The 23,135-nt window shown below is 69.7% G+C and carries 17 protein-coding genes; 3 read left to right on the forward strand and 14 right to left on the reverse strand.

All coding sequences use genetic code 11. From position 1 onward, the window contains the following. Positions 1-25: 25 nt before the first annotated feature. The 6 genes from ACTJKJ_RS11055 to ACTJKJ_RS11080 all read right to left on the reverse strand — a co-directional run bounded on the left by ACTJKJ_RS11055 (position 26) and on the right by ACTJKJ_RS11080 (position 5,422). Complete coding sequence (locus ACTJKJ_RS11055; protein WP_091733164.1) at positions 26-712, reverse strand: ABC transporter permease; 687 nt, start codon at positions 710-712, stop codon at positions 26-28. 63 nt (positions 713-775) lie between these two features. Continuing rightward, complete coding sequence (locus ACTJKJ_RS11060) at positions 776-1,468, reverse strand: ABC transporter permease (protein WP_091733171.1); 693 nt, start codon at positions 1,466-1,468, stop codon at positions 776-778. 118 nt (positions 1,469-1,586) lie between these two features. Further along, a complete protein-coding gene (locus ACTJKJ_RS11065) occupies positions 1,587-2,393 on the reverse strand; it encodes an ABC transporter substrate-binding protein (protein WP_091733175.1) in 807 nt (268 codons plus the stop codon). A gap of 139 nt (positions 2,394-2,532) precedes the next feature. After that, entirely contained in the window at positions 2,533-3,507 is a 975-nt protein-coding gene (locus ACTJKJ_RS11070) for an alpha/beta fold hydrolase (protein WP_440820459.1), read from the reverse strand. Beyond that, positions 3,504-4,295, reverse strand: coding sequence for a sulfurtransferase (locus tag ACTJKJ_RS11075; RefSeq protein ID WP_175538466.1), 792 nt, complete (start codon positions 4,293-4,295; stop codon positions 3,504-3,506). Before ACTJKJ_RS11075 ends, ACTJKJ_RS11070 begins: the two co-directional genes overlap by 4 nt. An 89-nt stretch (positions 4,296-4,384) precedes the next feature. Further along, the gene (locus ACTJKJ_RS11080; protein ID WP_440820460.1) at positions 4,385-5,422 is read right to left on the reverse strand and encodes a peptidylprolyl isomerase; all 1,038 of its coding nucleotides are present in this window, start codon (positions 5,420-5,422) and stop codon (positions 4,385-4,387) included. Positions 5,423-5,493: 71 nt separating this feature from the next. On the opposite strand from ACTJKJ_RS11080, the gene dnaE reads away from it, so the two are divergent. From dnaE to ACTJKJ_RS11095, 3 genes are all read left to right on the forward strand, one after another. Continuing rightward, the gene (gene dnaE / locus ACTJKJ_RS11085) at positions 5,494-9,060 is read left to right on the forward strand and encodes a DNA polymerase III subunit alpha (protein WP_147240192.1); all 3,567 of its coding nucleotides are present in this window, start codon (positions 5,494-5,496) and stop codon (positions 9,058-9,060) included. 78 nt (positions 9,061-9,138) lie between these two features. Beyond that, positions 9,139-9,459 carry a helix-turn-helix domain-containing protein gene (locus ACTJKJ_RS11090; RefSeq protein WP_091733184.1) on the forward strand — a complete coding sequence of 107 codons (321 nt, stop codon included), beginning with the start codon at positions 9,139-9,141 and terminating at the stop codon, positions 9,457-9,459. Positions 9,460-9,608: 149 nt separating this feature from the next. Further along, complete coding sequence (locus ACTJKJ_RS11095) at positions 9,609-10,907, forward strand: patatin-like phospholipase family protein (protein WP_091733187.1); 1,299 nt, start codon at positions 9,609-9,611, stop codon at positions 10,905-10,907. Positions 10,908-10,913: 6 nt separating this feature from the next. Here the strand turns inward: ACTJKJ_RS11095 and ACTJKJ_RS11100 are convergent, their stop codons facing one another. The 8 genes from ACTJKJ_RS11100 to glf all read right to left on the reverse strand — a co-directional run bounded on the left by ACTJKJ_RS11100 (position 10,914) and on the right by glf (position 22,940). Further along, a complete protein-coding gene (locus ACTJKJ_RS11100) occupies positions 10,914-11,534 on the reverse strand; it encodes a hypothetical protein (protein ID WP_440820461.1) in 621 nt (206 codons plus the stop codon). Beyond that, a complete protein-coding gene (locus tag ACTJKJ_RS11105; RefSeq protein ID WP_440820462.1) occupies positions 11,531-15,580 on the reverse strand; it encodes a patatin-like phospholipase family protein in 4,050 nt (1,349 codons plus the stop codon). Before ACTJKJ_RS11105 ends, ACTJKJ_RS11100 begins: the two co-directional genes overlap by 4 nt. A gap of 124 nt (positions 15,581-15,704) precedes the next feature. Then, positions 15,705-17,039 carry an ATP-binding protein gene (locus ACTJKJ_RS11110; RefSeq protein ID WP_440820463.1) on the reverse strand — a complete coding sequence of 445 codons (1,335 nt, stop codon included), beginning with the start codon at positions 17,037-17,039 and terminating at the stop codon, positions 15,705-15,707. Further along, the gene (locus ACTJKJ_RS11115) at positions 17,036-17,827 is read right to left on the reverse strand and encodes a response regulator (protein WP_255488678.1); all 792 of its coding nucleotides are present in this window, start codon (positions 17,825-17,827) and stop codon (positions 17,036-17,038) included. The genes ACTJKJ_RS11110 and ACTJKJ_RS11115 overlap by 4 nt, the downstream gene beginning before the upstream one ends. 11 nt (positions 17,828-17,838) lie before the next feature. After that, the gene (locus ACTJKJ_RS11120) at positions 17,839-18,774 is read right to left on the reverse strand and encodes an intradiol ring-cleavage dioxygenase (protein ID WP_440820464.1); all 936 of its coding nucleotides are present in this window, start codon (positions 18,772-18,774) and stop codon (positions 17,839-17,841) included. A gap of 109 nt (positions 18,775-18,883) precedes the next feature. Then, positions 18,884-20,815, reverse strand: coding sequence for a lipid A export permease/ATP-binding protein MsbA (msbA, locus tag ACTJKJ_RS11125; RefSeq protein WP_440820465.1), 1,932 nt, complete (start codon positions 20,813-20,815; stop codon positions 18,884-18,886). 130 nt (positions 20,816-20,945) lie between these two features. Beyond that, complete coding sequence (locus ACTJKJ_RS11130) at positions 20,946-21,830, reverse strand: hypothetical protein (RefSeq protein WP_440820466.1); 885 nt, start codon at positions 21,828-21,830, stop codon at positions 20,946-20,948. Between the two features lie 6 nt (positions 21,831-21,836). Next, positions 21,837-22,940 carry a UDP-galactopyranose mutase gene (gene glf, locus ACTJKJ_RS11135; RefSeq protein WP_183492045.1) on the reverse strand — a complete coding sequence of 368 codons (1,104 nt, stop codon included), beginning with the start codon at positions 22,938-22,940 and terminating at the stop codon, positions 21,837-21,839. Positions 22,941-23,135: the final 195 nt, after the last annotated feature.

The raw sequence follows: 23,135 nt of genomic DNA on the forward strand, positions 1-23,135 counted from the left end.
AGCGTCAGCGCGGGGCCAGCGCGGGTCAGCGCGGCATGAGGGGCTTGAGCCAGCGCTTCTCCGCCTGGTGGAACAGCCCCACCAGCACCAGCGTCATCGTGAAGTAGAAGAGCGCGGCGGTGATGAAGGCCTCGAACGGAATGTAGTAGGTGGCATTGATGTCGCGGGCGATGCCCGTGACGTCCATGATGGTCACCACGCTCGCGAGCGCGGTGCCGTGCAGCATGAAGATCACCTCGTTGCTGTAGGCCGGCAGCGCGCGGCGCAGCGCGTGCGGCAGCACGATGCGGCGCAGCATCACCCAGCGGCTCATGCCCAGCGACTTGGCGGCCTCGATCTCGCCGTGCGGCAGCGAGCGGATCGAGCCGGCGATGATCTCCGTCGTGTACGCGCCGGTGTTCAGCACGAAGGTCAGGCAGGCGCAGAACCAGGCCGAGCTGAACAGCGGCCACAGCGCGCTGCGCTGCATCCACTCGAACTGGCCCAGGCCGTAATAGATCAGGAACAGCTGCACCAGCATCGGCGTGCCGCGGAACACGTAGGTGTAGGCCCAGACCGTGCGCGACAGCCACTTGATCGGCAGGGTGCGCAGCACCGCCAGCGGAATGGCCAGGGCCAGGCCGATCAGCAGCGAGACGATGAGCAGCTCGAAGGTGACGACCGCGCCCTCGAGGTAGCGCGGAAGGTTCTCGACGATGGCGTCCAGGTTCATGGGGAAATCGTTCGGTCGGGTCGGGTCGGGCGGGAGCGGGACGGCGCGGGCGGCGGGTCGCGCTCACAGCGAGTGGCGTCGCACGCCGGTGGACAGGCGCTTCTGCAGCTGGTCGAAGACCAGTTCGGACACCGAGGTGAAGAGCAGGTAGATCAGCGCCACCGCGAGGTAGAACACGAAGGGTTCGCGCGTGCCGGCGGCGGCCTGCGAGCCCCGCATCATGAGGTCGTGCAGCCCGATGACCGACACGATGGCGGTGCTCTTGATCAGCACCAGCCAGTTGTTGGACAGGCCCGGCAGCGCGTGCCGGAACATCTGCGGGAAGGTGATGCGCCAGGCGACCTGGGCCGGGCTCATGCCGAAGGCCAGGCCCGCCTCGCGCTGTCCCGGCGGCACGGCCAGGAAGGCGCCGCGGAAGGCCTCGGTCAGGTAGGCGCCGAAGATGAACGCGATCGTCGCCACGCCGGCCACGAACGGGTTGATGTCGATGTACTCCTCGTGGCCGAGCTGCAGCGCGATCGCGTTCACCGCGACCTGTCCGCCGAAGAAGATCAGCAGCATCAGCACCAGGTCGGGCACGCCGCGGATCAGCGTCGTGTAGACGGTCGCGACGCCCTTGGCGACGCGGTACTTCGACAGCTTGGCCATCGCGCCGAGCAGCCCCAGCACCATGGCCAGCGCCATCGAGCTCAGGGCCACGCCCAGGGTCAGCAAGGCGCCCTCGAGCAGGCTGGGCAGGTAACCGTGCAGGTTCATCGGTGGGGATCGCTATCGTTCGCGGGGAGTGGGGCGGGAGTGGCGCGAGAGTGAGGCGGGGACCCGGCGCCCGGGGGAGGGGCCGCGCGGGCGGGCCCTCCCGGGGCGGACCGGCCGCTTACTTGGCCGTCTTGCCGGAGATGTCGTACTCGAAGTACTTGTCGTTGAGCTTCTTGAAGGTGCCGTTGGCCTTCACCGCGGCGATGGCGTCGTTGAACTTCTTGCCCAGCACCTTCTCGTCCGCCTTGCGCAGGCCCACGCCGGAGCCGACGCCGAAGTACTTCACGTCGTCGTAGCTCGGGCCCACGAAGGCGTAGCCCTTGCCGGCGGGCGTCTTCAGGAAGCCGACGTCGGCGGCGACCAGGTCGGCCAGCGTCAGGTCCACGCGGCCCGACTTCAGGTCCAGGAAGGCCTGGTCCTGCGTGGCGTAGCGGACGATCTCGCTCTGCTTGAAGGTGTCGGTCGCGAACTTCTCGTGGATGGTCGCGCGCTGCACGCCGATCTTCTTGCCCTTCAGGCCGGCGGGCGAGAAGTCGAACTTGGCGTCGGCCTTGGCGGTGAAGCGGGCCGGGGTGTTGTAGTAGGGGTTGGAGAAGGCGATGACCTTCTTGCGTTCGTCGGTGATCGACACCGAGGCGATGATCGCGTCCACCTTGCGGGCCTGCAGCGCCGGGATCAGACCGTCGAAGTCCTGCTGCACCAGCGTGCACTCGGCCTTCATCTCGGCGCACAGCGCGTAGGCCAGGTCGATCTCGAAGCCCTTGAGCTTGCCGTCGGCGCCGACTTCGGAGAACGGGGGGTAGGCGCCCTCGACGCCGATGCGGATCTTCTTCCAGTCAGGGGCCTGGGCGTGCACGGCACCGGCGGTGGCCAGCAGGGCGCAGGCGGTCAGGGCGGCGCGGGCGATCAGTTGTCGTCGTTGCATGAAGGCTCCTTGTGATTGAGCAGGAATCGTGGAATGGACTTCCGGTTCCGCCTCTTGGGCGGCTCGCTCCCGCTTCGGGGGAGGCGGGTCCGGAATGGGGGGGATTGTTGCAATGCCGCAGGCGTGGCGGCCATCAGGGTTAAGGAGAGTGCAAAAACGTGTGAACGGCCTGGACGGTGGACGCGGGGTCCTCCTCCTGGGGGACATGCCCCAGTCCGGGGAAGACCTGCACGGTGCTGTGCGCGATGGCCTCATGCAGGCGCGCGGCCGCCACCAGCGGGATCAGGCGGTCCCGGCCGCCCCACAGGATCAGCGTCGGCGCCTGGATGCGGGCCAGCAGTTCGACGTGGCGGCCGGGCGTGCGCTGTGCCAGGCGTTGCGTCAGCGCCTCGCGGTTGCCTTCGCGCAGCGTCAGCTCGAAGTAGCGGTCCACCAGCGCCGCATCGACCTTGGAAGGATCGCCGTAGACCTCGCGCACGCTGCGGTCCACCAGCGGCCGGGGCAGGAACACGCCGGCCAGCCAGTGCAGCAGCCGCGAGTCCGGCAGCCTGAAGCCCGCCGGCACCGCGGCACTGGGCAGATCGAGCCCGCCGGCGTCGACCAGCACCAGCGCCGCCACCTGTTCCGGATGCCGCGCCGCGTACTGCCACGCGAGGGCGCCCCCCATCGAGTTGCCGCCGAGCACCATGCGGCTGATCTGCAACTGCTGGAGGAAGGACCACAGGAACGAGCCATAGGCGTCGTCGCTGTAGTCGCCTAGAGGAGAAGGACCGGTCAGGCCGAAGCCCGGCAGGTCGAGCGTGATGACGCGGCGCGTCGCGCTCAGCGACTTCACCCAGCCCTCCCAGGTGTGCAGGCTCGCGGCGGTGCCGTGCAGCAGCACGATGGGGGTGGTGTCGGAGCGGGGACCCTCGTCGCGGAAATGGACCAGCTGCACCTGGCCGCCCGGCAGCTTCAGCTCGAGGAAGTCCGACGGCGGCGGCGCCCAGCGCGCGATCAGGCTTTCCAGCGGCCGGTCCGGCGCGCGGAAGGCCATCGCGAGCAGCGCCGTCGCCAGCACGGCGAATCCCAGCAGCTTCATCAGCCGGGCGCCGAAGGTCGGGCGATCGCTCATTCGATGACGGATTCGGGCGAGGCCGCCAGCTCGGGGTCGACGGCGCGGCGCTCGTCGAAGACGAAGCAGTCGCCGTGGTAATGCGCGCCGCCCACTTCCTCGAAGTACTTCAGGATGCCGCCTTCGAGCTGGTAGATCCGCGCGTCGACGCCATGCGCGCGTGCGTCCTGCTCGAGGTAGAGGGCCGCTTTCTCGCAGCGGATGCCGCCGGTGCAATAGCTGACCACGGTCTTGCCGGCCAGTTCGGCGCGGTGGGCCTGGACCGCCTCGGGGAACTCGCTGAATTTGGCGATGCGCCAGTCGATCGCGCCATCGAAGGCGCCGACGTCGACCTCGAAGGCATTGCGCGTGTCCAGCGTCACCACCGGGCGGCCCTCGTCGTCATGGCCCTGGTCCAGCCAGCGGCGCAGCGTGGCGGCCGGCAGCGCGGGCGCGCGCGGCGCCTGGTCGGGGCGGATCGTCGGATGGTTCATCCGGATGATCTCCGGCTTGACCTTCACCAGCAGCTTGCGGAACGGCACGGTGTCGCTCCAGCTTTCCTTGGGCGCCAGCGCGGCGAAGCGGGGGTCCGCGCGCAGCGCGCCGACCCAGGTCCGCACCGCTTCGGCGGGCCCGGCCAGGAACAGGTTGATGCCTTCCTCGGCGATCAGCACCGTGCCCTTCAGATCGAGCGTGCGTGCGCGCTCGTGCAGCGTGTCCCGCAACGCGTCCGGCGCCTCGATGGCGACGAACAGGTAGCAGGAGATGTTCAGGACGGGCAGGGGTTCAGGCGGGACAGCAGCGTTCATGCCGGTGCGGCGGCGCGGGGCCGCGCAGGATCAGCAAAACGCGCGATTGTAGGGCGGCCGGCGACCGCGCCCCGGGGGCGCGGATGCGCTCAGCGACGACTCTCGGGCGACTTCGGCTCGTTGAGCTTGACCTCCGGCCCGTCGGCCGGCTTGACCCGCACCGGGACGGCGGCGCTGCACAGGTCGGTGTAGCCCGGGCTGTGCACGAACCAGCCGCCCCGATGGCGGCGGGCGTCGAGCAGCTCCTGCCAGGTCGGCGTGTCGGTGCGCAGCACCTGCAGCGCGGGCCGCTGCTCGGCCGGCAGCGCCGCGGCCAGAGCCACGCGCTCGATGCCCAGCCGCTGCTCGGGCTTGTCGTAGAAGCCCATCGCCGCGCCGCCGCGCGGCAGCGAGGACAGGAACTCCATGCCCTTGAGCACGCGGCCCACGACCGTGATGTTCAGATCCAGCCCGCGCGGCGCCTGGCCGATGACGGCATAGAGCTCCGCGCCGGTGCTGGAGTCGGCCGCGTTGCCGCGGCCGGCGCCGACGCTGCCGTAGCAGTGCGCCAGCCAGGCCTTGCCGGCCTTGGGATCCGCCGCCGCGGCGAAGCCGTCCACCTGGCCGACCCGCGGCGCCCAGCCGTCGACGTCCGGCAGCACCGTCATCGGCACCCCCTTGAGCGGGATCGAGAACTCCGCCGGCAGGTGGGCCTTCGCCCCCGCGGGGAAGGGCTTGCCCTTGCCTTTCATGCCGGTGTCCTCGTCATCGGCGTTGGGGTCGCCCCATTGGGTGACGAAGTTGTCCTGGACCCGCACGATCGCCAGCCCGTCGTAGTAGCCGCCGCGGGCCAGCGCCCGGATGTTGTCCACATGCGCGGGGGCGAAGCGCGGCGCCAGTTCGATGAACACCTGGCCCTGCGGCAGGGTCATCACCAACAGGTTGTCCGGGTCGACGTCGCGCCACACGGACGCCGGCGCGGTGGCGAGGATGTCCGCGCTGCTGCGGGACGGTTTCGCCGGCTTGGGCGGCTGGGCCGTGGCGGCCAGCGCCATCAGCGGCGCGCACAGCGCCAGCGCGGCCAGCGCGGTCGCGCAGGACCGGGAATGGGGCCTGGTCGAGAGGCGCATCGTCATGCTGGTCGTCATGCTCATGGTCCTGCGGGCGCTCCGCGCGTGTGTTCGATGGGGGGCGAGCATAGCCTTCTTACAATCCGCCGATGGCTTTCGTTCACCTCCGCACCCATACCGAGTACTCCGTCGTCGACGGCACCCTGCGCATCGACGACGCCGCCAGCGCGGCGGCCAAGGATGGCCAGGTCGCCCTGGGGCTGACCGACCTCGCGAACATGTTCGGCGGGGTGAAGTTCTACAACGCCTGCCGCAAGAAGGGCGTCAAGCCGGTGCTGGGGGCCGAGGTCTGGCTGGAGCCGGACGCCACCGACAAGCCGCCCAGCCGCGTGCTGCTGCTGGTGCAGAACTTCCAGGGCTACCTCAACCTGAGCGAGCTGCTGTCGCGCGCCTGGATCCAGAACGTGCAGCGCAACCAGGCGCTGTTGAAGCTGGAATGGATGCAGGAACTCCACGAGGGCCTGATCTGCCTGGGCGGCATGCAGTTCGGACCGGTCGGCCAGGCGCTCATCGCCGGCGACGAGGCCAAGGCCCTGGACTGGGCGCGGCGCCTGGCCGCGATCTATCCGGGCCGCTTCTACATCGAGCTGCAGCGCGCCGGCCTGCCCGGCCAGGAGGCCCTGCTGCGCCAGCTGGTGCCGCTGGCCGCCAAGGCGAAGCTGCCGGTGGTGGCGACGCATCCCATCCAGTTCCTGAACGAGGACGACTTCGAGGCGCACGAGGCCCGCATCTGCATCGCCGATGGCGAGACGCTGGCCAATCCCAAGCGGGTCAAGCGCTTCCTGCCGAGCCAGCACTTCAAGTCGCAGGCGGAGATGGAGAAGCTCTTCGCCGACCTGCCCAGCGCGATCGCCAACACGGTGGAGATCGCCCGGCGCTGCAGCCTGACGCTGGTGCTGGGCAAGCCGCAGCTGCCCAACTTCCCGACGCCGATCCAGGCCGACGGCACGCCGATGCCGATGGAGCAGTACTTCCGCATGCTCTCCTACGAGGGCCTGGAGGACCGGCTGAACCTGCTCTACCCCGACCCCGCCAAGCGCGAGGCGGTGCGCCAGCGCTACGTCGACCGACTGGAGTTCGAGCTCGAGACCATCATCAAGATGGGCTTCCCCGGCTACTTCCTCATCGTGGGCGACTTCATCCGCTGGGCGAAGAACAACGGCTGCCCGGTGGGGCCGGGCCGGGGTTCCGGCGCCGGCTCGCTGGTGGCCTACGTGCTGCTGATCACCGACCTGGACCCGCTGCAGTACAACCTGCTGTTCGAGCGCTTCCTGAACCCGGAGCGGGTCTCGATGCCCGACTTCGACATCGACTTCTGCCAGGGCAACCGCGACCGCGTCATCGAGTACGTCAAGGACAAGTACGGCCGGCCGGCGGTGAGCCAGATCGCGACCTTCGGCACGATGGCGGCCAAGGGCGCGCTGCGCGACATCGGGCGGGTGCTGGGCATGGGCTTCGGCCATGTGGACTCGATCGCCAAGCTGGTGCCGGCGCCCCCGGGCAAGACGGTGACGCTGGCCAAGCTTCCGCCGGACTTCGACCCGGACAAGGCCAAGATGGTCTACGCGCGCCACGAGTCGCCCGAGATCGAGGAGCGCGAGGCGCAGGACGAGGAAGTGGCCGGCCTGCTGGAGATGGCGGCGCGCGTGGAGGGCACGGTGCGCTCGATCGGCATGCACGCCGGCGGCGTGCTGATCGCGCCGGGCAAGATCACCGACTTCTGCCCGCAGTACCAGCAGCCGGGCTCGACCTCGGCGGTGAGCCAATACGACAAGGACGACGTCGAGGCCATCGGCCTGGTCAAGTTCGACTTCCTGGGCTTGGCGACGCTGACCATCCTCGAGCTGGCCAAGGACTTCATCGTCGCGCGCTATCCCGAGCACAAGGACTTCGCCTTCGAGACCATCCCGCTGGACGACAAGCGGACCTACAAGCTGTTCTCCGACGGCCTGACCGAGTCGGTGTTCCAGTTTGAATCGAGCGGCATGCAGCGCATGCTGAAGGACGCCAAGCCCTCGCGCCTGGAGGACCTGATCGCGCTGAACGCGCTGTACCGCCCGGGCCCGATGGACCTGATCCCCAGCTTCGTCGCGCGCAAGCACGGCAAGGAGGTGGTCGAGTACCCGCATCCGCTGGTGGAGCCGGTGCTGTCCGAGACCTACGGGATCATGGTCTACCAGGAGCAGGTGATGCAGACCGCCCAGGTGCTGGGCGGCTACTCGCTCGGCGGCGCGGACATGCTGCGCCGCGCGATGGGCAAGAAGAAGGCCGAAGAGATGGCCATGCACCGCGAGCTGTTCCGCAAGGGCGCGGCCGAGAAGGGCATCGATCAGGACAAGGCCGACGAGGTCTTCGACCTGATGGAGAAGTTCGCGGGTTACGGCTTCAACAAGTCGCACGCGGCTGCGTACTCGCTGCTGGCGTATCACACCGGCTGGCTGAAGGTCCATTTCACGGCGGAGTTCTTCGCCGCGAACATGACGATCGAATCGGACGACACGGACAAGCTCAAGGTGCTCATGAACGACGCCAAGCTGTTCGGCATCGAGTTCGAGCCGCCCAACATCAACCTGGGCGTGGGGCGTTTCGAGCCGATGGGCGCGGACGAGGGCACGGTGCGCACGCCGCCGAAGGAGGGCGCCAAGCCGGGCGTCACGCCGCGTGCGCGCAAGATCAACTACAGCCTGGGGGCGATCAAGGGCACCGGCGCCGGTGCGATCGAGGCGATCGTTCGCGCCCGCACCGAGGGCGGGCCCTTCACCAGCTTCTTCGACTTCTGCGCGCGGGTCGACCGCAAGGCGGTCAACAAGCGGGTGGTGGAGGCGCTGATCAAGGCCGGCGCCTTCGATGCGCTGCATCCCGACCGCGCGCGGCTGCTGGCCAGCGTGGCGCTGGGCTACACCTACGCGGACAACCTGGCGCAGAACGCCAACCAGGGGGGGCTGTTCGACTTCGACGGCACGCATGGTTCCTCGACGGCGGAGCCCGAGTTCGTCGACGTGCCGCCGTGGGGCATCAAGGAGCGGCTGAGCCTGGAGAAGACGGCGATCGGCTTCTACCTGTCGGGCCACCTGTTCGACCAGGCGGAGACCGAGCTGCGCAAGATGGTCAAGCGCCGGATCGTGGACCTGCAGGACAGCCGCGAGCCGACGACGGTGGCGGGCATCGTGTCCGACATGCGCGTGATCAACGGGTCGCGCGGCCGGGTGGCGATCTTCAAGATCGACGACAAGACCGATGCGATCGAGGCGGTGGCGAATGAGGAGCTGCTCAACGCCAACAAGGAGCTGCTCGCCGAGGACGAGTTGATCATCGCGGTGGGCAAGGTGCAGAACGACCGCTTCTCGGGCGGGCTGCGGATGAACGTGCAGCAGGTGTTCAGCCTGGCGGCGGCGCGGGCGCGCTTCGGGCGCTACCTGCGCACGGCGCCCAACCTGCCGGCGGCGACGGTGCTGGAGCTGGTCAAGAGCTGGCCCGCCAAACGGGTGGAGACGGAGCAGGGCGTGCTGAGCCAGGGCCTGGAGCTGCGCATCCCGATCAAGCGCGCGGGCGCGACGGCGGAGCTGGGCCTGGGCGGCGCGGGCAAGTTCTGGCCCAGCGACGAGGCGCTGGAGCAGCTCAAGCCGGCGGAGATCGTGTACTCGGAAGGCGGTTGATCGCCGCTGATCAGTGTTGGGCCATGGAAAGTTAAAAAAGTTGCTATAGCAAGATTTTTAAGCTAAAAATCTTGCTGTATGAAGAGTATCAAGACCCTGCCGTTCATCGTCGAGGACTCGCTGGTCGATCTCGGTGAACGGATTTCACTGGCCCGGCGGGCGCGTCGGATCACGCAACCCGATCTGGCCGCGAAGGCGGGCATCGGCCTCAGCACCCTGTCGGCGGTGGAACGGGGCGCGCCCACGGTGCAGATCGGCTCCGTCCTGATGGTCCTGTGGGCCTTGGGCCTGGAGGGCACCTTCGACACGCTGTCCAACCTGGGCTCCGACAAGGAATTGGCCGAGCTGATGGCGGACACCGTTCCGCGGACGGTGCACGCAAAGAGGAAACCTCGATGAGTGCTGCGTCCAAGCCGGATCTGAAGCCGCGCCGCGTCGGCCGGCGTCGTTGATCCCGGGATCGCTCGCGATCCCGGCTGTTCGCCATCCCCCATTTGCCGGGTAAACCGGCGACACCCCGCCGTCCTGCCCGGCGTAAGCTGCGCCTCATGCAGGATGCCAAGCCCAAGACCGGCCTCATCCTTACGGGAGGGGGGGCTCGCGCGGCCTATCAGGTCGGCGTGCTCGCGGCCATCGCGCAGCTCCGGCGCGACGCCTGCACCACCGGCGACAACCCCTTCCAGGTGATCGCCGGCACCTCCGCCGGCGCGATCAACGCCGCCACGCTCGCCTGCCAGGCGGACGACTTCTGCTCCGCCGTCGACGGCCTGATGTACATCTGGCAGAACATCCACGTCGACCAGGTCTATGCCGCCGACTCGCTGGGCGTCATCCGCTCCGGCGCGAAGTGGCTGACGATGGTGTCGCTGGGCTGGGCGCTGAACCGCTGGCGCCGCACGCGCCCGCGCAGCCTGCTCGACAACACGCCGCTGCGCGGCCTGCTCGGCCAGTGGATCAAGATGGACCGGCTGGACGACATGCTGGCCAAGGGCTACATCGACGCGCTGGCCGTGACCGGGTCCAGCTACACCTCGGGCCACCACGTCACCTTCTACCAGACCCACCAGCAGCGCGAGCCCTGGGTGCGCACGCAGCGCATCGCCACGCGCATCCCGCGGCTGTCGATCGAGCACCTGGTCGCGTCGTCGGCGATCCCGTTCATCTTCCCGGCCGAGCCGCTGGACCTGGCCGGCGCGGTCGAATGGTTCGGCGACGGCTCGATGCGGCAGACGGCGCCGATCTCGCCGGCCGTGCACCTGGGCGCGGAGAAGGTGCTGGTGATCGGGGCCGGCCGCATGCACGAGGCCGGTGGCGAAGGCCAGCACGGCCCGACGCCGACCGGGCATCCGAGCCTGGCGCAGATCGCCGGGCATGCGCTGTCCAACATCTTCCTGGACGCGCTGGCCGTGGACATCGAACGGCTCAAGCGCATCAACAGCACGCTGGCGCTGCTGCCGGAGGAAGCGCTGCGCAACACGCCGCTCAAACCGATCGAAGCCCTGGTGATCGCGCCGAGCCGGCCGCTGGACAGCCTGGCGGCCGAGCACCAGGGCGCGCTGCCGCCGCCGATCCGCGGGTTGCTGAGAGGCATCGGCGTGTCGGGGGAGGGCGCTTCGGCGAGCGGCTCGGCGCTGGTCAGCTACCTGCTCTTCGAGCCGGAATACACCAGCGAGCTGATCACGCTGGGCATGGCCGACACGCTGGCGCGGCGCAGCGAGATCCAGAAGTTTTTCGACTGGCCGGCGCAGGCGCCGCAGGTCGATCCGGCGACGATGCGCAAGCGCGCCGGCGGCTTCGCGCTGCAGATGCCGCCGAATCCGCCGGGGCCGCCGCGCCTGGTGGCGTGAACGGGATCAGGGCCTCGCGGGCGGAAAGCTCCGCATCGCGCGTTCCGGATTCCAGCAATGCTGCCAGTCGTAGGGCAACGCCGACGGCATCGGATTGGACAGCTCCAGGGTCGAGCGGTGCTCATCCACCCGGTAATGCGCCCAGTCCCAACGTTTCACGAACGCGGCGGTCATCTGCACGCGGGTCGGAATGGCGCATTTCCAGGTGGGGAGATCGGACGAGGGCGGCGCCACCGGCTTGAGGGCGGTCGAGGTCCCGCGGGGCGGGTTCCGATGAATCTCCAGCAGCAGCATCTGCCCGGGTTCGATGGCAATGGGATCCGGGCCCGTCAGGCCCAGGCCGGCCACGGTGTTCCCCTGGTCGTCGACGATCGGATTGATCACGATGTCCTTCAAGGTCACGATGGTGCGCTCCTGGTTCAGGATCGCCAGGAGGAGGCTTGTCACCTCCCGCGTCGGGATCTCGGTCGAGCCGTCCTGCCGGGTTTCTGCCTGGCGTGCCGGATCCGGTTCGGGGTCGACGACCGTGTACCAGTTGGCGCTGAGCTTGGGCATCGGCGCGCAGCCGACCAGGCACGCCGTCATCCAGACTCCGAGCGCTCTCATCGCCGCGGACGGCCGCATCATGGCCGGGCTCCTTCGCCGCCGCGCACGTTGGATCGTGGTGGCACCTGCGTGACGCTGCGCCTGATGGCGGCGATGTCAGTGGCCATGCCGCTCATCGTCTTGCTGGCCGTGGCCGCGCTGTCCGCTGCCGAAGCGGCCTGCGTCGCGGCGGTGTCGGCGCGAGTGGCGGCCGAGCTCGCGCTGGTCGCGGCGGCAGCGCTGGCGTTGGCGGCCTGCTTCAGCCGCTCGACGTCGGCGGCGTCGAGCTTGACGGTCAGCGTGCCGTCTCGTCGACCGACGCCGCTGGCCGCGGAAGCGGCAGCGACCACCTCGAGCGTGAAGGTCTGGGCCGAACTGGAGGCGTTCCTGATCTGCGAGGCGAATTCCGCCAGGGAGAGGTTGACGTCGCCGTTCCCCGCCGGCGGCGTCGGAGGCGCGACCGTTGTCGCCGGCGGCGGCGCCGGAGGCGGGGCGGCGGGCGGCGCGGACGACCCGACCGACGAGACGCCAGTGACCGTGACGACGCTCACCAGCGTGCCGGCGGCCACCATCTGCGCGTTGTCGCTGAGACTGCCGAGCAACTTGCTCAGCGCCGATTCCCCCGCCTGGGCCGGTTTTCCGCCTTCTCCTTCCGGGCGCGGTGGCGCGGGCGGCGCCACGGCGACCGATTCGATGGCCCGCGACAATCCCCCGAAGCCCGGAAGCGGCGATCCAGCGGTGCCGGGTGCGGCCGATCCGGGGGGCGGACCGTACGCCGCCAGCACGGTGTGCAAGCCCAGCATGCGATAGCTCTCGAACTGGGACTCGTCGAAGAACTGGTCCGAGGTCGGTTGCTGCGGAAAGCGCTGGTTGCCGCGCCGGCTCTCCTCGGCATAGCGACGGACATCGAGCGGCAACCATGGACCGCGCGGATCGTCGTGCACCAGCGCGGGCTTGATCAGCAGCAGCGTGCCGTCCGGCGCGGCCGCATCGGCCTGGCCATATCGGATCCGCGCCCGCGCCACCGCCGCGCCGGACCGTTGCCGCTCCAGCGGCCCCGGCATGTTGGTGGTGAACTCGATGCCGATGCCCAGGTCGATGCGGATGCGGCGGACCGTCGAGAGCAGGTCGTCGTATTGGTAGTCGGGGTCCGCGCCGGCATCCACGACGACGATGTGACGGACCCGGCGCCGCACCATCTCGTACAGGCCGGTGTTGTCGAAATGCCCGCCGTCCGACAGGTTGACGAAGGCCGTCTCGGCGGAAGTGTTGCCCCAGGCCTCATCGATCATCGTCGACAGGCCCAGCGCCGGTTCCGAACGTTCCTGGGGCCACTTCGGGGAACTCGCGCGCATCGGGTTGGGGGACCAGATGCCCAGCCGGACATTGAACAGCGTCATCACGAGCGCGAGCGGCACCGAGCTGTGATAGCCCATGTTCGGCGACGCCGCCGCGCCCGAGACGGTCATCGCGCATCCCAGGCTGATGCCGTCGATGTGAGGCGTCTGGAGGTAGTGCTTGGACGGGATGTAGCCGGTGGTCCTGCTGCCCGAGTAGAGCGGGGAGATGGTGAAGGCGACGGCTTTGCGGTCCTGCCACTCCAGGCGACTGCCCGTCGGCTTCACGAGGTTCAGGGCCACGTTGACGATGTGCATCAGCCGCGGGCGGGCGTCCCGCTCGGCATGCTTCTCGGGCCAGGTTTCGTGGATGGGCAGGTTGTCCTGCGGATCGAAACCGGTGAACCAGTGAGGCCGGCGATCCTCGTCGCGACGGCTGGCCGCCAGGTAGGCCCGCACGAGCCGGTTGCCGTAGAGGCTGTGAAGCGAGAACGCGTTGACGCCGATGCGGTAGGACGTGCCGAGCGCCAGGAGGGCGGCCACGAGCAGCGCCCCGACGAGCGGCAGCGGGTCGATCGTCGTCAGGAGGGAGGCGGTGTAGAAGTGGGCGGCTTCGTCCGTCCAGGGGGCGCAGCGCTTGCCGGCGTGGCCGCAGTCGAGCGGCCGGCAGCTTGAGCCCAGGCTGAAACGTGTCTCGGGATCCTGCGCCTTGAGCTTCGCGCAGACCATGCGCGAGAAGGCGGGCGCCTGCACATCGACGCCGAGCCGCGCCTCTTGCGCCTTCAGGTAGGGCTCATGCAGTCGCATCATGGCCGTGATCGCGTACGACAGGCCGGTCAGGAACAGCACGATGAAGACGATGGAGAGCAGGTCGGCGATGCGCATGCCGGTCTTGTCGGCGAACGACTCGGCCTTCTGGCGCCAGGCGGGCCCTTGTTTGCTGATGAACCCGATGGTCGCGAGCAACAGCCCGAGCACCCCCGTCCCGGCGCCGAAGGCCGCCGCCTGTCCGCCCTGCAGCTTGAACAGCGCGAGCATCTGGCTGGGCAGGTAGAACACGAGTCCGACGCCGAGGATCCAGCAGGCGGACGGCAACATCCAGCGCGCCGCGGCACGCGCCCACCACTCGCGTTCATCCTCCAGGCCGACGGGGCGCCGCCATCCGGCATAGACGGTGACGCCCACCCAGAACAGGGTCATCAACAGCGGCACGCCCCAGAGCGCCAGCAGACGCAGGTCGTGCGGGGCCAGGCCGATCTCGACGGGTTGCCACGGCAGCGCCTCGGGCGGCGGGGAGAAGGTGATCAGCCAGCGGATGACCCAATACAGCGCCGCGCCGGTGCCGCCGCCCGCGACGGTGACGGCGATGAAGGCCCAGCCATCCGCCGGACGCGTCCCCGGCTCCCGCGCCCGCGCCTTGCGCAGCACGAGTCCGCCCAGCAGTGACGCGGCGCCTTGAGTGAAGGCGCCCAGCACGAAGCCGAGCAGCGTGACCTGCCATTCGGGGTCGGGCGTGACGGCGGCGAGCGCCTGGCGCGCCCACCCCGGCAGCCAGATCGACCAGACGGGCCTGCCCGCGGGGTCGCGGACCTCCCAGCCGATCAGGCAGGTCAGCAGCAACGCGGCGGCGAACAGCGGGAGCACCATCTGCCAGGTGTCGTCCGGCCTGTCCGGGGGCGGCCCCTTGAGCCGCTCCTCCGTGCGCGCGGCCGCTGCGCCGGAGGAGGCCGGCGGCGCGCCGGCCTGCAGGTGCTGGACCGGCGATCGCGGCTTGCGCTTGGGCGGTGGCGCCGGCAGGTCCGACGCCATGTAGGCGATGGTCCAGACGATCAGCAGCCAGGCGGCCCACATCATGGCCTGACGCCAGCCGTCGCCCGGCAGCCCCGCCTGAAGCCAGGCGAGGTAGAGGCGCGGCAACAGCAGCACGCCCAACAGCGCGGGGATCCACACCATCCAGTTGAGCGTCAGGTTGCGCGCGTAGATCGCCAGCAGCGTGAGGAAGTCGGCGGACACGCCCCGCATCGGACTCAGGTAGCTGCTGAAGGCGCGCAGGCGCCGCACCGGTTGGGGCTCTTCCGACTGGGCGTCGCCGACCCGGCCCAGGGTGTCGAGCACCGCCGCCCGCGCATCGCTGAGCGCCGGCCCCTCGGTCTGGATCGGCGCCCGGGAGCCCATGCCGGCATTCATGTAGTCGGCCAGGCTCATGCCGGCGGCGTCGGCCTGGCGCAGCAGGGCCTCGTTGCGGATCCAGGCCGACAGCAGGCTGGTGATGTACCCGCCGCCGGAAACGGAGGACAGGTAGTGGAAGTCCCGCATGACGCCTTTGGCGGCGAGCCCCTGGATCACGCCCAGGCTGAAGGTCGCGCTGCGGATGCCGCCACCCGACAGGCAGAGCGCTGCCGGAGCCTCATCCTCGCCCAGGCGATGGATCCAGGCGCGGAGCCACTTCAGGCGGGCATCGATCAGCGCCTTGCGCCACCGCTCGTAAGTCGCCCAGTCCGAGCTGACAGGGACTCGGGGATGGTCCTGCTTCCATCGTTGCCGCTGCGCTTCGTCGTCCCAGGGGGGCGGGACCTCGATCCGGCGGATCAGGGCCTGCAGACGCGGTCGCAGCGGGGGCAGCAGCGCCATGGCCTCGGCGATCAGGACCTCGTCGTCGCGCCGCGGCCATGGCTGTGCCAGCGTCTGGCGTTCGGACCCGTCTGGCACCGGGGGCGGTGCTTCGGGCGGGGGCGGTGCTGCTGCGGTCATGGCGGCCTCCCATTGGCTCGTACCGCCAATGTCCCGCGCCGCTTGCCCGCCGGCATCCGGGTTGATTCCGAGCCGTCCGCAACCTTGGGGATGAGCCAGGGACTGCGGCTGTCCCTCGTTCGCGTCAGGCGGTCAACCGCAACTCCGCTGTCAACCCACCCTCGGGCCGGTTGCTCAGCACCAGCGAGCCGCGCTGCCGCAGCGTCAATTCACGCGCGATGTAGAGCCCCAGCCCCGCGCCGCCCGTGTGGCGGTTGCGCGAGTCCTCCAGCCGGTAGAAAGGCTCGAACACCGCTTCCAGCTGGTCGGCCGGGATGCCCGGCCCCGCATCCGTCACGCGCAGCCACGGCCCTTGCGCGTCGCGACCCACCTGGACCTCGGCGCGGCCGCCGTAGCGCACCGCGTTGCCGATCAGGTTGCCCAGCACCCGCCGCAGCGCCATCGGCTGGCCCTTGGCCAGCACCTGCGCGTCACCGCCCTCGAAACTCACCGGCATCGCCTGCTCGACCAGGTCGTCCGTCAGCGCCTGCGCCAGCGCGCCCAGGTCCACGTCCTGCAGCGGCTCGGCCGCGCCGGGACCGTCGCCGCGGAACAGCTCCATCACCGCGTCCACCAGCGCATTCATCTCGCGGATGTCCTCCACCGAGCGCTGGCGCTGCAGCTCCTCGATGTCCAGCGTCTCCAGCCGCATCCGCAGCCGCGTCAGCGGCGTGCGCAGGTCGTGCGAGATCGCCGCCACCATCAGGCCGCGCTCGTTGAACTGGCGCCGCAGCTGCCGCGCCATCGCGTTGAAGACCTGCGCGCTTTCGCGGACCTCGAGCGTGCCGCGTCGCTCATCGAGCAGCGGCAGCGGCTCCTGCTTGTGCAGTGACTGGCCCAGCGCCTGCGAGGCTCGGACCAGGTCCCGCATCGGCCGCGCCAGCCAGCGCGACGCGATCCAGGCCGCCAGGCCCGTGACCAGCAGGCGGATGCCGTAATCCAGCGTCAGCTCCCAGCCGGTCAGCGCGCGGAACGCACCGCGCCACGGCGGCGCCTGCGCCTGGGGCTGCGCCGATGGCGGCGGCGGGAAGCCATGGAATTCGTCGCGTGACGGCATTGGGAGGTCGCCGGGCAGCGGCACGTCGTGTCCCGGGTCCTCCGGCGGTGGCTCGGATCGCGGATCCTGTGGTCCCTGCGGACCCTGCGGACCCTGCGGACCCTGCGGACCCTGCGGTCCGGACGGGTGCGGCGGCTCGCGCATCAGACCGGGCAGCGGCGGCAGCGACGGCGCCCCGGGCACGCGCGCGGCGGCGAACTCGCCGCGCGACCAAGTCACCACGCCGATGGCCAGCGCCTGCGCCGCCACCAGCGTGACCCACAGCAGCAGGAAGATCCGCCGCGCCAGGGTGTCGCCGAAAGCGCGCCCCAGCTGCTCTCGCCATGCGGCGAACCATCGCTGCCCGCGCGTCGGCCCGTTCAAGCCTGCACCTGGGCGTCGAAGAGATAACCCTCGCCCCGCATCGTGCGGATCAGGCGCGGCTCCTTGGGCGAGTCGCCCAGCTTCTGGCGCAGCCGGGAGATCGTCAGGTCCACGCTGCGGTCGTTGACCTCCACGCCGGGCGCGCGCGTCAGCTCGATCAGCTGCTCGCGGCTGAGCACCCGGCCGGGACGCTCGACCAGCGCGCTCAGCATGCGGAACTCCGCGCTGGACAGCGGCACCACCACCTGCTGCGGCGACACCAGCTGGCGCAGCAGCCGGTCGAAGGCCCAGCCCTCGAAGCGGAACTCGCGGCGCGTCTGCGCCTCGTGGTCGCCGCGACGCGCGCGGCGCCGGATCGCATGGATGCGGGCCACCAGCTCGCGGGGCTCGAAGGGTTTGGCGAGATAGTCGTCCGCGCCCATCTCCAGCCCGAGCACGCGGCTGATGGGGTCGCCATGCGCCGTCAGCATGATCACCGGCACCGACGGGTGGTGCTGCTGGATCCATTGGCACAGCGTCAGGCCGTTCTCGTCCGGCAGCATCAGGTCCAGCACGACGACGTCGAAGACCTGCATGGCCATCAGCCGGCGCATCTCGCGGCCGTCGGCCGCGGCGCTCACCGTCACGCTGAACTTCTGCAAGTACGCGTCGAGCGAGCGACGGATCTCCGCGTCGTCGTCGACCACCAGACACCGCGTCATGCGCGCCTCCACGACCGCGGCCGGCGGCATGCCGGCCTGAGCCACGGACGATACACCGCGCGTCCCGTCGTCGGCGGGGAGCTGCATGGGCCGCGCCGTCAGACCGAGATCCCCACCGTCAGCGTCGCGGTGTAGCCGTTGGTGACGTCGCCGCTCAGCGTGGCCAGCTGCGTCGTGTAGCCGTCGCTGAAGACGTTGTCCGTCGAGAAGCTGATCCGGTTGAAGTTGGTCAGGCTGCTGCTGTAGCCGGACGCGGTGCTGTAGACCGTCGTGCAGACGTCGGTGGGGAACGCGATCTGCGAGGTCTTGATCTTGTTTGCGTAGGAGGTGGCCGCGCTGGCGCTCGGATAGACCTCGAAATGCATGTGGGGCATGCGGCCGTCGTAGCAGCCAGGGAAGATGGTCGTGAAGGTGACCGTGCCGTCGCTGCCGGTGCTTTGCACGCCGCGCAGGTAGTTCTCGTTGACGATGCTCGCGCTGTACAGCGAGTAGCGGCCCTCGCGGTCGCAGTGCCACAGGTAGATCGCGTAGCCCGAGAGGTCGGCGCAGCTGCTGTTGGTGTTGACCAGGTCGATCGTCAGCGTCAGCGGCACGCCGCCGGCCGTGCCGCTGGCGGTGCCGATGCTGCTGCGGATGTCGCTGCGCACGATGCCGCTGAGCGCCAGCGCGTTGGTCACGCCGCTGCCGTTGCTGTTGGAGCCGTCGCCGGGGTAGGGGCCGGCGGTCTCCTCCGGGATGACCGAGCAGCTGCCGGTGGTGCCGGTGCTGCCCGTGCTGCCCGTCGATCCGGTGGAGCCCGTGGATCCGGTGCTGCCCGTGCTCACGGTGCTGGTGCCGGCGTCGGAGCCGCCCCCGCCGCATCCGATCAGCGACAGGCCGCCGATCCCGGCGAGGCCGGCCAGCAGGCCCAGGGCGCGGCGGCGCTGCTGCAGCACGGCGAGGTCGTGCGCCAGGCCCTGGTCATGGTCGTGGCCGCCCTCGTGCTCGTGCGAGTGCGAGTGGTCGTGGGCGAGAGTGTGGCGATGAGGCTGCATGCGGGGCTCCGGAAGTGGATGACCCGCATTGGATCGAGGCGTCTTGTCCGGCGCTTATCGTCTTTGTGTCAAGGCCGACAAGCAGTGAAACAGGCAGGCCCCGCAGCCTTCAGTGCTGCACCTTCACCATGCCGGCGTAGACGCCGTCCCGGGCCATCAGCGCGTCGTGGTCGCCGGACTCGACCACCTGGCCGTCGGCCAGCACCTGGATGCAATCGGCGCGGCGGATCGTCGACAGCCGATGCGCGATCACGATCAGCGTCTTGCGACCCTGCCACTGCTCCAGCGCCTGCTGCACGGCGCGCTCGCTCTCGGTGTCGAGCGCGGAGGTCGCCTCGTCGAAGATCCACACCGGCGCGTCCTTGTAGAGCGCCCGCGCGATCGCCAGGCGCTGTCTCTGGCCGCCCGACAGCTTGCTGCCGTTGGCGCCCACCGTCGTGTCCAGTCCCTCAGGCAGCGACTGGACGAAGTCCCACAGCGCCGCCGCGCGCAGCACCTGCTCGAGCTTGGCGTCGTCGCGCTCCTGCGCGTAGGCGATGTTGTCCGCGATGGAGAGGTCGAACAGCACGATGTCCTGCGACACCACCGCGAACTGGCGCCGCAGGTTGGCTTTGGTCAGCTCGTCGATCGGCACGTCGTCCAGCAGGATGCGGCCGCTGTCCGGACGCTCGAAGCCCAGCAGCAGGTTCACCACCGAGCTCTTGCCCGCGCCCGAGCTGCCGACCAGCGCCGTCGTGCGGCCGGCCGGGATGTGCAGGTCCATGGCCGCGAGCGCGTCGCGGTTGGCGCCGGGATAACGCAGCGTGACCTGCTGCAGCGCGATGTCGCCGCGCACGTCGCGCAGCTCGCGGGTGCCGGTGTCGGGCTCGGGCGGCGTGTCCAGCAGGCCCATGCAGCCGCGTGCCACGACCAGCGCGTTGGTGATGGGCTGCATCACGTCGCTGAGGTGGCGCAGCCGCGAGCTCATGAAGAGCAGCGCGGCGACGAAGGACGCAAACTCGCCCACGCCGGTGCCGTTCACCCGCGACTGGTACAGCGCCAGGCTGACGATGATCGAGATGCCGACGCTGGCCATCAGCTGCGACAGCGGCTGCGCCATGGCGTTGGAGGCCGCCGTCTTCAGCGTGCTGCGCTGCACCTCGCGGGCGCGCTCGGCAAAGCGGCGGCGCTCGTAGTCGGCCGCGTCGAAGCTGCGCACCACGCGCCAGGCGCGGGTGACGTCCTCGATCACCGAGACCAGCCGCAGCTGCGCGTCATAGGCCCAGCTGCCCATACGCCGCACGCGCCGGTTGACCTTGCGCACCACGAAGGCCAGACCCGGCACGGTGATGAGCGAGAGCAGCGTCAGCTTCCAGTTGATGAAGAACAGGAATCCCATCAGCGCCAGCGCCGGCAGGCCGTCGCGCAGGATGGTGATCAGCGCGCCGGCGATCAGGGTGACGACATGCTGCGGATCGTTGACGACCTTGGTGACCGCGGTGGCGGGTTGAAGGCTGGTGTAGACGCGCGCGTCCGCGCGCAGCAGCACCTGCAGCAGCGCGGTGCGGATGTCCATCACCGTGCGCGAGATCGTCCAGTTCAGCATGTACTGGCCGCAGAAGGTGAACAGCCCGCGGACGGCGAACAGGCCGATCAGCACGATGGGCACCATCCAGATCGGGAAGCTGTAGTTCTGGTTGACCTCGGCCAGCGAGGGGCGGGACGGCGACGACGCCGCGGACGCGGACGGCGCGACCACGCCGGCCGACGATGCGATCGATGCGGCCGCGGTGGTCGAAGCGGCAGGCGCCACCGCCGGCGCGGACGCGGCCGGCGCGCCGCCCGGGATCGAGAAACCGGCGACGTTCGTGGACTTGGCGTTGAAACCCTCGCCGAGCGCGTAGCCCAGCAGCTTGGGGATCAGCGGCTCGGTCGACGCCACCAGGACGAAGGCGATGACCGACAGCAGCAGGCCCCAGCGGTGCGGCTTCATGAAGCGCCAGAGGCGGCTCGCGGTGGGGCCGAGCGGTTCGGTGTCTTTGGCGGAGGCTTGATCGGTCATGGCGCAGGCCGGCGCCGGGTGCGAGGCACCGGCTCAGGCCAAGGGGATCGAAGGAGGAAGCGGCGATTGTGCCGGAGTGCCGGGTCGTCCCGGGCCGCCCCGATCGGGCCGGCGCGGCCGCGAGGGGGGCTCAGCGGCAGTCGTCGAGCCAGTCCGCCACCACCCGGGCGATGCGGCGCTTCCACCGCACCCACTTGTTGGGGGTCTCCCGGCGCACGAAGCTGCGGTGGTACCAGGCGGTGTCCACCAACTGGGGGGCTTCGCGGGCGATCAGGTCCAGGCTGGCCTGACGCAGGATCTGCCGTTCCTCCCAGGCGGTGCGGCCGTTGCGGTACACCTTCCCCCCGCTGGTCACCGGGCGGCGATGGCTGGCCATCACCGCGTCCAGCAACGCGGTGCGCGTCTGGCCGCGCAGTTGCTGGAGCGTCGGGATCATGAAGCGGTCCAGCCCCCAGGACGAGATGTTGTCCTGGTAATGCGCGCGCGCGGCCATGAACAGATCGCCGCGGTAGAACGGCATCATCACCTCGACCCAATCCACCTCGCGGTAGATGCGGTGCGGCTGATGCCGCATCCAGTGATGGGAGTAGGGGCTGTCGTGGCTCAGCGAGGGCGAGAACACGTCCAGCCGCTCGCACCGGCCCAGGTGCAGCGCGGTGTTGATCTGCGCGACCGAGAGCAGGATGTCATCGTCGATGATGCCCACGTACTCGGGCCAGGGGCCATTCCCGACATTGGGTTCGACGTCGGCGATGGTGGCGGCCAGATGGTCGGCGAGGTGCTTGAAGATCTCCCCCTTGCACTCGGTCGCCGCGGCGAGCACGGTGACCGCCTGCCCGCGCAACTCACGCGGGCCCGGCGCCTGGCGGCCGGTGTAGTCGAACAGGACCCAGTCGAACTCGGGTGTGGCGTCCAGGTGCACCAGGCCCAGCGGCAGGCTGACGCCATCCCAGGACACCAGCACGAGGGGACGCCGGACCGCGTCGCGCGGCCGGTCTTCGGAATACAAGCTCATCCGTCTTCAGGCCTGCGGCGGTTCCAGCAGGTCCTGCGCCGTCTTCAGCGCGGCGGCGACGATCTGGTCCATGTTGTAGTAGCGATACTGCGCCAGGCGGCCAACGAAGGTGACGCCCTCGGCCTTGTCCGCCATCTCGGCGTAGCGCTTGTAGAGCGCCTCGTTCTCGGGCCGCGGCACCGGGTAGTACGGGTCGCCCTCGGCCTGCGGGTACTCGCGCACGATCGACGTGCCGGCATGCGTCTCGCCGGTCAGATGCTTGAACTCCGTGATCCGGGTGTAATCGTGGTCGTTGGGATAGTTGACCGTGCCCACCGGCTGCACCTGCGCGGTGGTGGGCAGGTGCTCATGGTCGAAGCGCAGGCTGCGGTAGGGCAGCGGGCCGTGGCAGTGATCGAAAAATGCATCGATCGGGCCGGTGTAGATGATGTGCGCGCCGGGGAAGTCGCCGCGAACATCCTGGAAGTCCACGCCGGTGCGGACCGTGATGGCGGGATGATCCAGCAGGCGCTCGAACATCGCGGTGTAACCATCCGCCGGCATGAACTGGAAGGTGTCGCCGAAGTAGCGGTCGTCATCGTTGCTGCGCGTCGGGATGCGCGCCGCCACGCCGGCCGAGAGCTGCGAGAGGTCCAGCCCCCACTGCTTCTTCGTGTAGCCCCGGAAGAACTTGTCGCACAGGTCGCGGCCGACACTGTTCAGCACCACGTCCTCGCTGGTCTGGATCGGGTCGCGCGGCTCGCGCACCGTCTCCAGGTAGCCCTGCACCTCGTCCTCGGTCAGCGACAGGCCGTAGAGCTGGTTGATCGTCGTGCGGTTGATCGGGATCGGCAGCAGCTGCTCGCCGACCTTCGCCAGCACCCGGTGCTCGTAGAAGCGCCAGGTGGTGAAACGGGACAGGAACTCGAAGACCTTCTTCGCGTTCGTGTGAAAAATGTGCGGACCGTACGGGTGGATCAGCACGCCGTGGGCATCGCGTTCGTCGTAGGCATTGCCGCCAATGTGCGGCCGCTTGTCGATCAGGTGGACGGTCTTGCCAGCATCGGCCAGTACGCGCGCGCAAACCGAACCGGCGAAGCCGGCGCCGACGATGAGGTAATCAGTCTTCATGGTTCGGCCTGGCGGCCGTCTCCTGCTTCTGGATATGCGCGGATTGTGGCCGCGCCCGGCGGGGAAGGGACTCGGAACAACCCAGTTTTGGGGCGGGATTCTCGCTCTCCTGCGCAACGCTCGGAATTCACTCTGGATCGAGGACTGCCCCGCCCGGCGGCGTGGCGGGGCAACGCTGGACCGAGGACTGCCCCG

The organism is Roseateles sp. 22389 (assembly GCF_052044995.1).
Classification (GTDB): Bacteria; Pseudomonadota; Gammaproteobacteria; order Burkholderiales; family Burkholderiaceae_C; genus Roseateles.